Here is an 11,617-nt window from a genome sequence, read left to right on the forward strand (position 1 = left end):
TCTCAGCTCCCCTATCGATCGTAGCCTTGGTAGGCCGTTACCCGCACCAACTAGCTAATCGAACGCATGCCCATCTTCAACCAATAAATCTTTAACAAATCAGTCCATGAGAACCAAATGTATCATGCGGTATTAATCCGGGTTTCCCCGGGCTATCCCCCAGTTGAAGGTAGGTTGCATACGCGTTACGCACCCGTACGACGGTGACATTGCTGCCCCCTCGCCTTGCATGTATTAAGCCTGCCGCTAGCGTTCATCCTGAGCCAGGATCAAACTCTCCATTGTAAATTTTGTTGTGATCTCTATTCCGAAAAATAGGATCGAATCTTCTTAAACAAATATCTTCTTGCTCTCTTCATCATGTCAAAGAACTCTGCTCTGATTCTTCTCAGAACTAGTGGCGGCGATCGTTTTCGCTGCCGTTGTCCCCGATTGGGAGTGCAAAAGTGCAGCATTTATTTTTAGATTGCAAATGTTCAAGGAAAGTATTTTGAAAGTTTTTTAACATATTTTTCTAATCGTCTATAAACCAAATCGATAACGCCAAAAATAAAAATGCATTTTTTGTCTGCGCACTCAAACTGAGTTTCCTGAACATCAAATTAACCCGAATCTGTAAGTCTAGCTATTGTTTATCTTTTATATGGATGACCACATTTGCCATTTCCTGTTTGTAGCGACCTTAATCATCTAAAGTATATGGACAATATATCATTGCTGATCCTATGTAAATACTTTCGTAATCTACAATGCCTTCACCCTGCTACCAATAATCATCTGGGAAGCTGCGATCAGCCGCGATGGTCCAAGCCAGGACATCTAACTTTTCAGCTTATGCAACATTCTTTATTGGAAACTCGTATATCGTTTTATCAGTCAACAAGATATTCTCAGGACATATAATATGAATAGTCGGGTTCTTCCTATAATAGCTACATTTCTAACCATTGCTTCAATATTCCTGTCGTGTAAGGATAAGGACATAGAAATGAATGTCGCAAATATTTCTGCGCTTAATTGTGCAACTACCACATTTTCGGCTGCAGCTACCAGCGGGAGCTCTTTTACCGGCGAAGCCAGTGTACCTTATACAGGCGGCAATGGCGTTGCTTATGACGAAGGAACTCCGGTTGCCTCATCAGGTATAACGGGATTAACGGCTACCTTATCGGCAGGTACATTATCTAATGGAAGTGGTACGGCTACTTATGTTATTACCGGTACGCCTGCAACCGCAGGAACTGCCAGTTTTACAATAAGTTTGGGCGGACAATCCTGTGACCTGTCACTGCCGGTAGTTGTTTCTAAAGCCAGTATTTCAAGTTTAACTTCTACGACTACTCCGGCCAATGGAATAAACGGCGTTAATTATTCGGGTAATGCTACGTTGGCATACACGGGCGGAAATGGCGGGACGTATGAGGCTTCGACGGCCACCTCAACTGGTGTTGAAGGTTTAACCGCCACTCTGACAGCTGGAACACTAGCCAGTGGTACGGGAAACTTGGTTTATATTATTTCTGGTACACCCACCTCAGTGGGTACTGCTACATTTAATCTAAGTTTGGGCGGTCAAACCTACACCCTTACTGTAGTAGTAACCGCTTCGTCAACGGCCTCGGCAGCTAAAGACACTGTTGTGATTGCCTATTCGGGTACAACGGCTAGTATCAGTAATGCATTTCAGGATGCAGGCGTAACTGTTGCAGTGAGCGGAGCTGATGTGACTGTGACTTCAAAAAACACAACCAGAGAAATTGTCTATCTGCTGTCGGGTACGGCCACAAAAGGAAGTTTTAAGATCTATAGTGAATACAAGTACAACATTACGTTAAAAGGACTAAGCCTGACCAATAGCTCTGGCCCTGCCATCAATAGTCAGTCTGGTAAGAAAGGAACCATTCATGTGATGAACGGCACGACCAATACCTTAGTAGATGGAGTTACCTATGCCACGAGCACCGAAGATCAGAAGGGTACTTTTTTTAGCGAAGGCCAACTCAGTTTCATGGGTACCGGGACGTTAAACGTAACAGGAAATAATAAACATGCGCTGGTAGCCGACGATTATATTTATGTGAGCGAAGCAACTGTCAATATAAAATCGGCAGCAAAAGATGGCATCCACGCTAATGATTATTTTATGATGGATAGCGGAACTGTCACCATTACCGCATTGGGTGACGGCGTTGAGGCTGAAGAAGGTTATGTAGCCATCAACGGGGGTACATTCTCGGTCAATAGTGTGGGAGATGGTATAAAAACTTCATATGAAGGCACAGACGCTACAATTACGCCATATATTTTAATCAAGGGAGGAAAAATAAACATAACGACTACCGGTGAAAAAGGAAATGCCATTAAGAGCGAAGGATATACCACCATTGGCACTGCTGATGCAGTAACCCTGGCCGTAAGCGGCAAAGGATCAAAGGGCATCAAAACGGGTGGTGACTTCACATTAACTGCCGGTACGATAAAGATATCGGTTTCAGGAGCTGCATATTATGTGACGGCCGATGCGGATATTGCAGCTCCGGCTGGTATAAATTGCGATAAAAATTTAGCCATTAAAGGCGGGAGTTTAACCATTACAAGCACCGGAACAGGTGGGAAAGGAATTACTGTGGATGGTACGGCAACTGTGAGTGGAGGCTCAACTCTTATTACGGTTTCCGGTACAAACTATACATACAGCAGTGCGCTAACCAGTGATGCAAAAGGTTTTAAAAGCGACGGTGCCTTCATCATGAACAACGGCGACTTAACCATTTCGGCAACCGATGATGGCTTAAAGTCCGACGCTTCGATTACGGTAAATGACGGTAATATAACCGTAACGAAATCATATGAAGCTATGGAGTCAATCTTCATTACAATAAATGGCGGCATAACGAATTTAACCGCTACAAACGACGGTATCAATACCTCTTATGGCACTGTTTCCGGCGGAACTGAATCGAACGACAACAGCAGTCTGACGGTAAACGGAGGTGTATTAATAGCTACGGGTTCAGATGCTATCGATAGCAACGGTAATTTTACCATAAAAGGGGGAATCGTTATTGCAAATGGCAACGAAGATATCGATGTGAACGGTAACTTCCTGGTTAATGGAGGAACCCTGATAGGTGCGGAGCCCAGCAATAATATGACAAAAGCAATGGGAGCGGCCTCTGCTCAGGTTGGTTTGTTTATTAAATCGAGTGCTCAGGTGGCAACAACTTCGGTTATTCATATTGAAGATGCTTCCGGAAAAGAATTGGTCACCTTTAAGCCTAAGAGTTCTTCTGCATATTTCCATTTCTCGGCTCCGGGTTTAGCTAAAAGTGCAGCTTATAAGATATACTTTGGCGGGAGTTACAGCGGTGGCAGTTTCTTAGGCAACACTGCTGGCTGGGGATTACATACAGGCGGAACCTACTCGAATTCGGGCGCAACCTTAAAAGCTACTCCTACGACATCAGCTACCAGTACAGTCAATACGATATCTTTTTAAAAGGATTTAATATTCTTCCAGTCCAGACCGGTTCATAATTCCATGTTCCGGTCTGTGCTTTTATACTTGTAATCATTACTTACCTCAAAGCTAAAACATCTTTGTCACCTCAAAATCTCAACAATATTCGTTTTCAATTACCTATTAAACCCACCAAGCAGATAATGCGATCAGGGCTTTCCCGGCATTGCATTTAAAAGTAAGTATATTTGTAAAGTCTTCGATAGCTATTGCCAGACCAGTACATCAGGTCTTAATTAAACATTAAAACTCTATGACTCTCATAAAACCAGCTAAAGTTTGTTTTGAACATATCGGCGGGAAACTGGGAAATTTACTTTTGGAAGCCTTTGTTGAGAAAGGCTGGATTGCCAAGGTAAATCCGGATGATAAGCATTACTACATCACCGACATAGGACAGGAAGAATTCACCAAATTTGGAATCGACTTATCACTTATCAAATCAGAAAAGATTTGAAAGCGAATATACCTAATGGAAAAACTACGCGAGCACATCGAGCAAATTGCCCGGATCAGCGACGAAGAATTTGAATATATCAGGACATTTTTCTCGTTGAAGCGTGTTCGAAAAAATCAATATCTGATTAGTGAGGGTGATGAGGTGAAGTATGAATTTATGGTATTGTCAGGAATCTACAAGGTTTTTTATGCCGATGCGCAGGGCAAGGAATTTATTGTACAATTTGCACAGAAAGATTGGTGGATGTCGGATTATCAGGCCTTTTTCAAACAACAGGTAGCCACCATGTACATCGAATGCGTTGAAGAAGGAGAAGTTTTGTTTTCCACCCTTCATACGCGGGAGAAACTATCTTCTGAACTTCATCAGATGGAGCACTTTTTTCGTATCAAACTTACGAATGGCTACGTTGCCCAGCAGCAGAGAATTAAGCTGCTACTGTCAAGCACACCTCATCAACGCTACGAAGCATTCTCAAAACTTTACCCGAATCTCTTGCAGCGGCTCCCGAAAAAAGTAATTGCTGAGTATCTCGGAGTTAGCCGCGAAACACTCAGCAGGCTCTATTCCAAATAGCAGAGCAGGAAAAATTGACTTTCAAGTGTGATTCTGATCACACTTTTTTTGTGACTAGGCTCCTTCTTCCACGCACCTCAGGATGGTAATTTTGGCTTACAATAATTAGTCATACAAAAGACATTTTCTAACTTCTAAAACTAAAAAATCATGGAAAGGAAAATCTTGATCATCGTCTCCAACGCCAACTCAATCGGACCGTTTAACAGAAGAACCGGAACATTTTTGCCTGAAGTGGCACATCCTTACTCTGAATTTGAAAGAGCAGATTACCAGGTGGATTTTGCCAGTTTGTCCGGCGACACACCGTATCTGGATGCGTTGAACCTGGCAGACGATCCTGCAAATTTAAAATTCTTAACTGGCAAAGGCTGGGCAGATATGCAAAAGGCTAAAAAACTGGAGTCCATTGATGTCAATTCATATGATGCGATTTTTGTACCTGGCGGACTTGCGCCTATGGTAGATATGTCTGAAAACCCTTTGTTGAAAAAAGTAATTGCTGAAACCTATGAACGCGGCGCGGTAGTCGGTGCAGTTTGTCATGGACCTGTTTCGCTTTTAAACGTGAAATTAAGTGATGGTTCCTATTTAATTGATGGCAAAAATATTTCATCATTCACCGCCGAAGAGGAGGACAACTATGCCAGACCAGACGTTCCTTTTGATCTTCAAACCGCATTATCCGGACAGGGAGCGATTTTCCATGCGGCAGAGCCATGGTCTGAAAACAGTATAGCTGATGGCAAACTTGTAACCGGGCAGAATCCTGCTTCGGCAAAAGGTGTTGGTGAAAAAATCGTTGCTATTCTGGAAGCTGTCTAATTGCTTAATCCCAGGAAGTATCCAGGAATTTTTACTTCACATTTATTAAGATTTATTTCAAAAATGGAAAAGAAAGCTGTTTATATATTTGCCAAATGGCAGGTTAAAGAAGGTCAGTTACAATCGGTACTCAACCTGCTTCCCGAACTGATCAGAAAGAGTGAGAATGAAGAAGGAAATTTGTTTTATAAAATCCATCAGAGTCTTGGAGATTCAAACATCCTTTTTTTATATGAGGGATATAATGACGAAGAATCGCTGAATGCTCACAAAAGTTCAGCTCACTTCCAGGATGTTGTAGTTGGTCAAATTGTACCTCTTCTGGCAAAAAGAGAGGTAGAAATTACGAATAAGATTTTGTCGGCGTAATGATTACGGCGGGGGCGGATAAATCACTAGTTCCAATTCAGGGCACTACTTTGTTCGCCCCTGCTGTTTTAGAACAGAGAAACCCTGCGCATTCTACAAAAAAATGCCGCTTCGGAAGTCCGAAACAACATCAGTGGAGTTCAGGGATTCGAAACCCACACGTATACTATTGAAAAACATATCGTATCGTTCCGCTTAAATCTTCAGTCCCGAATTCGTCCCTCCGGTCAATATGTCCTTTACTAAAACCTTCCTGGGAGCCTGTCGGACTTGAACATTTAAACATAATTTGTTATCTTCAGATCATGAAACATTTTATAGGAGCCAACCGCGGGCAAATGACATTTATGCCTTATGATCTGGAGGAATGGTTACCACAGGACCATTTAGCGCGATTTACTATTGAGATCGTAGATAAGCTAGATTTTTCAAGGATTTATGTACAATACCGTCGTACTGGCACTGCTGCTTATGATCCAAAATTGCTTCTAGCTTTGATATTTTATGGCTATTCAACAGGCGTATTTAGTTCAAGGAAGATAGAGCCAGCAACCGCGCGGCGGACCGCCTATGATTCGGTAGCTTTTCGCTTTATAGCCGGTAACCAACATCCTGACCATGATATGATTGCAGGATTTCGTAAACGATTCCTGGGCGAAATCAAAGGTTGGTTTAAAGGTATATTACTCATTGGTAAAGAGTTAGGTCTTGTGAAATTGGGGAATGTGTATTTGGACGGTACTAAAATCCAAGCAAACGCCAGCAAGCATAAGGCGATGAGCTTTGAATATATGAAGCGTCTGGAAGAACAGTTAGAATTGGAAATAAGTAAACTCCTTGCGATTGCATCCAGCACGGATGAAACTGAGAAGCCAGAAAAAATGGACGTTCCTGCCGAACTGAGGCGGCGTGAAGATCGCTTAGAGAAGATTAAACAGGCTAAGGCCATAGTCGAAGCGCGGGCGACTGAGCGTTATAGACAAGAGAAAGAAGAATATGACAAAGGATAAAAGCACGTAGCGAAAAAGAAGACAAAACCGGTAAGAAGCTTAGAGGGAAAGGCCTGAAAGAACCGGAAAATAAGCCCAATGAAGCGGATCAGTATAATTTCACTGACCCGGAATCCCGGATTATGAAGACCCGTTCAGGGTTTAGTCAATGTTATAACGCACAAGTTGCTGTTAATGAAGATATGATTATTGTCGGGGCCTATAGCAATGAGCATGGCAATGACAAGTCTGAATTTTTGCCTGGTATAGCTTCTGTACCGACAGAATTAGGTTCAATATCAGCTGCTGTGGCAGATACGGGTTATTTTAGCCAAAATAATGCTTCCAAAGTTCCAGAAGGTATCATAGCTGTTATCGCCACATCCAGAGAGCAGCATAATAGCTATCTGGAAAATATCTTAAACCGGGAACCCAATCGCGCTGATTCTAATGATAATGAGCCACCGCAGCAAAGTATGACAGCGATTGAGCAAATGAGGATGCGTTTGAAACTCCCTGAATATAAGGCCATTTACAAAAACCGAAAGCAAACGGTCGAACCAGTTTTCGGCATAATCAAAAGCGTTTTAGGGTTCCGGCAATTTTCATCAAGGGGAGTATCACAGACAGACAATGAATGGTCTTTGGTGTGCTTGGCATATAATCTAAAAAGGCTCTTCAAGCTATCATTCGCTTGAATTAAGCACTAACAATCATTACTGAACCATTGAAAGTACAACTGTTAAATATGCAAGGAGCCACTTAACAGAGCTGTAGAGTTCCACCTTGTAAATCTTAAAAAGAAAATTAGAAAAAGGTAAGTCCGACGGGCTCCTAGGAGAAGTAAATACTTTAATGTCGGCTAATGTGTGATACAGAGATAATCGCATCTTGTTAAACTCGCAAGCCAACCTTAGATTCTTTGTTGCAATTGGATCCGTTCTTGCTTTCATTCCTCTATTGTAGATAAAAGTAATTGAAAATCTGTTCGATTCTCAATTCTTTAAAGTGTCAAGATGCAATCACCTTTTTGAAAATACCTGTTTTAAAAATTCGGTGCTGGAGATTTGAGTTATGCCTGAGATGCGTCAACTATTTGTGCCTTCTTGGGACTTGCTTGAAACTCTTGTAGATCAAGTCTTCCGGATGTTCGAGAAAACTGCCTCGAAAGCAGGCAGATTAGCATGGATGTCTAAAAAAAGACGATTTCATACATGGGAAGTTCTCGTTTTGTAATATTTATCCCTAAGCCAAAAGGCCACGTTCACCAGGGCAATCAATGCCGGAACTTCTACAAGCGGACCGATCACACCGACAAATGCCTGTCCGGAATTGATCCCGAATACACCGATCGCCACGGCAATAGCGAGTTCAAAATTGTTGCCCGCGGCAGTGAAGGAGATCGATGCATTTTGTGCATAATCGGCACCCAGGAATTTAGCCAGAAAAAAGCTGACCAGAAACATGATGGCAAAATAGATTACCAGTGGCAAGGCGATTAAAAGTACATCGCCCGGAAGCTGAACAATCAATTCTCCCTTCAAACTAAACATGAGCATAATTGTAGCTAGAAGCGCTATCAATGTGATCGGTGATATCATCGGAATGAATCTGGTTTCATACCAAACTTCGCCTTTCAAAGCAGTCAATCCAAACCGGCTAAGCACTCCGGCAGTAAAGGGTATTCCTAAGTAAACACCTACGCTTACTGCAATTTCTGAAATGGTAATATCTATCTCCAGACCTTTCATTCCTACCAATGGCGGTAGTACAGTGATAAAAAAATAAGCATAAAAGCTGTAAAGCAGTATTTGAAACACACTGTTAAGCGCCACAAGACCGGCTGCATATTCACGACTCCCATCTGCCAGTTCATTCCAGACCAGAACCATAGCAATGCACCGGGCAAGACCGATCAGGATCAGCCCGATCATATAGTCAGGATGGTTTGGCAGAAATACAATAGCTAGAATAAACATCAGTACCGGTCCGATTACCCAGTTCAGAATAAGGGAAACGCTCATCACTTTTGTATTGCGGAACACGTCCCCCATTTTGCTGTATTTCACTTTGGCCAGGGGCGGGTACATCATCAGGATCAGGCCGAATGCAAGCGGGATATTTAGGGTTCGTCCCGCGGTTGTGCCGCTGGAAAAGGCATCGATATAATCAGGCAATGAGGGGATAAAATTTCCAAGGCCAACCCCAATGCCCATTGCCAGAAAAATCCATAATGTTAAGTAACGGTCCAGAAAGCTTAGCTTCTTACGACTTGCGGCCGGCGCTCCGGCCGCAGGAGCGAATTTGTTTGAAGGAACCATTTTAAAGGTTTTCTTTAACGAAGTTTTGACTGTACGCTTTGATCATTTCACGCACCGTACGGAACTGGTCTGTTATTTGCTCCTCACTACCCGTAGCTTTGCCCGGATCAGGAAAGTTGTGATGGAATTTCTTTGCGTTAGTTGGAAAATAGGGACAGCGCTCTTTGGCGTTATCACAGACGGTAATCACAAAATCAATGTCAATGTCTGTGTACTCGTTGATATTGTTCGATGTGTGATTAGAGATATCAACACCATCTTCGGCCATAATGGAGATAGCTTTGGGGTTGACGCCATGGGTCTCAACCCCTGCACTATATACGATGGCTTTATTGCCGGCAAATTTTCTAAGATAGCCTTCGGCTATCTGGCTCCGGCAGCTGTTGCCGGTGCAAAGCACTAATACCTTTTTCATTGATACGTTTAATTAATTCCTATTACCTTACTTCTTCTTTCCAAAAGGTTGACACTGCGCCATACACCCTTCATCTTCCCAATATTTTCACGGTATCCGATCATCCGGAACCCGTTTTTTTGGTGAAGGTTCATGCTGGCGATATTTTCCGAAAAAATACCGGCTTGCAATGTCCAATATCCGCTCTGCTCACTTTGTTCGATCAGGTGCTTCAGCAGCAGGTCTCCTATTTTCTGCCCTCTGAAATTGCTGCCGATGTAAACACTCACTTCAGCAACACCTGCATACACACACCTGCCTGAAACCGGGGTCAATGCGGCCCAGCCGGTAATTTCATCCAAATCGTTAACCGCTACATATCTGAGGCTGGAAACATGCGACTGGTCCCAGGCTTCCCATTCCGGGGGGCTTGTTTCCAAAGTGGCGTCACCAGTGGCAATGCCCTGGGCATAAATTTCACGGACAGCTGGCCAGTCTTTGGGCTCTAATAGTCGTGTTGTGATCATATTATGTCTGGTTTTAAAACAATTAGCAGCATCCACCACCAGGTGAGCAACAGGAAGACTCTTCTGTGCCAACGAGTTCAGGTTCTTCTGTTTCGGTTATTACCACAGCATCGACGAGGCCACAACAAGATGAGCCAGTGTTTGGCTTAAGTGTGCCACAGCTACCATTTCTTGCCAGTGCCTTGCATTGTGTAAAGTCAGGAACCAGATTTACCGTAAAAGCGTCACCTTCTGTCAAAAACTCGCCTGGGTACATCTGCCGGGTATCGAATCTAGAATTGCCAAATTCAATTTTGACAGTTGCGTCGGGATTTAAAGGAAGCATTTTTTCTACCACATTAATAATAGACAACGCCTTACTTACCTTCATCGCACGATCTGTTTCAGAAACAGATGGTTCATAAAGCTGCACAATCACTTCCGTCCAGCTATTCATTACGCCACCACAGTCTACAGAAACGATCGGGGCTAGTTTAATTTCAGTGATATGGTACGATGCATCGACAAATTGTCCTTCGGCATATTGAAATTGAAGTACCTTATCCGGATTTGCCAAAAGTGTACTTTTGAAGGACTGCCAGTTCATCGGATTTAAAATATTCATTGCTATGTTACGATAGTTAAAATTAAGAATTCAAAGTGAAGAATTAAAAATAATAATATTTCTGTCAACGACTAGTTCAACAACATTTGGCCGCTACCATTGTTTCAAATAAGTCACCAAAAATAGCTTTTGCCTCTTGCCATACCGTTTCATTGATACAATAACAAACCCGTGGCGGATTGATCTCTCCATGTATAATGCCAATCTGTTTCAGTTCTTTTAAATGCTGTGAAACAGTGGCCTGTGACAGTGGCAGAACTTCCACAAGATCACCGCAAACGCATGAATTCACTTTCAATAAATGCTGGATAATTGCAACCCTCGCAGGGTGTGCCAGCGCTTTGGCTAAATCAGCAATACGGTTCTGCCTGTCCGTAAACACCTGTGTCTTTGTTACTCCCATGCGCCAAAGGTAAAAAACAATTTTATTCATTGCAATAATACGATGAATATTTTTATTCCATTTATACAGTGTTTACAGTACGATCCCTAATCAATCTTAGGGCATAGAATGATCTTCATCATTTTCGTTTGCAATTACATTTTCCAGATTTGTACAAGCAAAAATTCTACGCTGTTTTAACTAACCTTTGATCATGAAAACGATTCTGGTACCCACAGATTTTTCCAAAAACGCCGACAAAGCGCTGGAAGCGGCTAAACAAATTGCAGGCAAATCAGGCGCAAAGTTGTTGCTTATGTATGCTTACCAGCCATATATAGCAGATTACAGGTAAGCATCCTATGAACCACATATTTCTTAAGAGAAACGTGGTTTTTACTTTTGACTTAAAAACCAATCAAAATGGATCAGTCGGAAGAGATGTTCAAATTAGTAAGGGAATGGCGTAAAAGTGGGCTAACCCAGAGTGAATTTTGCAAGCCACATGGCATCACGGTAGCCAAATTTGGTTACTGGGCGGGAAAAGAAAAGTTGGCCGCGCGGTTGCCTGTCGAAAAGGTAGGTGGCTTTGTTCAGATATCAGGCCAACAATCCGCATCAAATGATTCTTGCCAGATTGTCTACCCAAA

14 protein-coding genes and 1 rRNA gene are annotated in these 11,617 nt (G+C 42.6%); 9 read left to right on the forward strand and 6 right to left on the reverse strand.

Annotated elements, in window-relative coordinates; translation table 11 throughout:
- Nucleotides 1-285: ribosomal RNA gene (locus E0F88_RS33305) — 16S ribosomal RNA — on the reverse strand; the annotation flags it as partial.
- 619 nt (nucleotides 286-904) lie between these two features.
- Between E0F88_RS33305 and E0F88_RS33310 the strand changes: the two genes are divergently transcribed.
- The 7 genes from E0F88_RS33310 to E0F88_RS33340 all read left to right on the forward strand — a co-directional run bounded on the left by E0F88_RS33310 (nucleotide 905) and on the right by E0F88_RS33340 (nucleotide 7,437).
- The gene (locus E0F88_RS33310) at nucleotides 905-3,499 is read left to right on the forward strand and encodes a carbohydrate-binding domain-containing protein (protein WP_131963092.1); all 2,595 of its coding nucleotides are present in this window, start codon (nucleotides 905-907) and stop codon (nucleotides 3,497-3,499) included.
- 274 nt (nucleotides 3,500-3,773) lie between these two features.
- Nucleotides 3,774-3,977 (forward strand): ArsR family transcriptional regulator, encoded by a 204-nt coding sequence (locus E0F88_RS33315; RefSeq protein ID WP_131963094.1) that lies wholly within the window; start codon nucleotides 3,774-3,776, stop codon nucleotides 3,975-3,977.
- A 15-nt stretch (nucleotides 3,978-3,992) separates the two neighbouring features.
- Nucleotides 3,993-4,556, forward strand: coding sequence for a Crp/Fnr family transcriptional regulator (locus tag E0F88_RS33320; RefSeq protein ID WP_131963096.1), 564 nt, complete (start codon nucleotides 3,993-3,995; stop codon nucleotides 4,554-4,556).
- A 150-nt stretch (nucleotides 4,557-4,706) separates the two neighbouring features.
- Entirely contained in the window at nucleotides 4,707-5,381 is a 675-nt protein-coding gene (locus E0F88_RS33325; protein WP_131963098.1) for a type 1 glutamine amidotransferase domain-containing protein, read from the forward strand.
- Between the two features lie 63 nt (nucleotides 5,382-5,444).
- Nucleotides 5,445-5,750 carry a putative quinol monooxygenase gene (locus tag E0F88_RS33330; RefSeq protein WP_131963100.1) on the forward strand — a complete coding sequence of 102 codons (306 nt, stop codon included), beginning with the start codon at nucleotides 5,445-5,447 and terminating at the stop codon, nucleotides 5,748-5,750.
- Nucleotides 5,751-6,055: 305 nt separating this feature from the next.
- Nucleotides 6,056-6,760 carry a transposase gene (locus tag E0F88_RS33335; protein ID WP_131963102.1) on the forward strand — a complete coding sequence of 235 codons (705 nt, stop codon included), beginning with the start codon at nucleotides 6,056-6,058 and terminating at the stop codon, nucleotides 6,758-6,760.
- A gap of 122 nt (nucleotides 6,761-6,882) precedes the next feature.
- Nucleotides 6,883-7,437, forward strand: coding sequence for a transposase (locus E0F88_RS33340; RefSeq protein ID WP_131963104.1), 555 nt, complete (start codon nucleotides 6,883-6,885; stop codon nucleotides 7,435-7,437).
- Nucleotides 7,438-7,947: 510 nt separating this feature from the next.
- Here the strand turns inward: E0F88_RS33340 and arsB are convergent.
- The 5 genes from arsB to E0F88_RS33365 all read right to left on the reverse strand — a co-directional run bounded on the left by arsB (nucleotide 7,948) and on the right by E0F88_RS33365 (nucleotide 10,988).
- Complete coding sequence (arsB, locus tag E0F88_RS33345) at nucleotides 7,948-9,060, reverse strand: ACR3 family arsenite efflux transporter (RefSeq protein WP_131963106.1); 1,113 nt, start codon at nucleotides 9,058-9,060, stop codon at nucleotides 7,948-7,950.
- A 1-nt stretch (nucleotide 9,061) separates the two neighbouring features.
- Complete coding sequence (locus E0F88_RS33350; protein ID WP_131963108.1) at nucleotides 9,062-9,475, reverse strand: arsenate reductase ArsC; 414 nt, start codon at nucleotides 9,473-9,475, stop codon at nucleotides 9,062-9,064.
- 8 nt (nucleotides 9,476-9,483) lie between these two features.
- Nucleotides 9,484-9,981 carry a GNAT family N-acetyltransferase gene (locus E0F88_RS33355; protein ID WP_131963110.1) on the reverse strand — a complete coding sequence of 166 codons (498 nt, stop codon included), beginning with the start codon at nucleotides 9,979-9,981 and terminating at the stop codon, nucleotides 9,484-9,486.
- 22 nt (nucleotides 9,982-10,003) lie between these two features.
- Nucleotides 10,004-10,585, reverse strand: a complete 582-nt coding sequence (locus E0F88_RS33360) for a DUF6428 family protein (RefSeq protein WP_229213992.1) — start codon at nucleotides 10,583-10,585, stop codon at nucleotides 10,004-10,006.
- Nucleotides 10,586-10,661: 76 nt separating this feature from the next.
- A complete protein-coding gene (locus tag E0F88_RS33365; protein ID WP_131963116.1) occupies nucleotides 10,662-10,988 on the reverse strand; it encodes an ArsR/SmtB family transcription factor in 327 nt (108 codons plus the stop codon).
- Between the two features lie 193 nt (nucleotides 10,989-11,181).
- On the opposite strand from E0F88_RS33365, the gene E0F88_RS33370 reads away from it, so the two are divergent.
- Entirely contained in the window at nucleotides 11,182-11,322 is a 141-nt protein-coding gene (locus E0F88_RS33370) for a universal stress protein (protein ID WP_131963112.1), read from the forward strand.
- 68 nt (nucleotides 11,323-11,390) lie between these two features.
- The coding region (gene tnpA / locus E0F88_RS33375; protein WP_131959853.1) for an IS66 family insertion sequence element accessory protein TnpA at nucleotides 11,391-11,617 on the forward strand (227 nt) is incomplete at its 3' end.

Origin of the sequence: Dyadobacter psychrotolerans (assembly GCF_004349265.1) — a bacterium.
GTDB classification, from domain to species: Bacteria; Bacteroidota; Bacteroidia; order Cytophagales; family Spirosomataceae; genus Dyadobacter; species Dyadobacter psychrotolerans.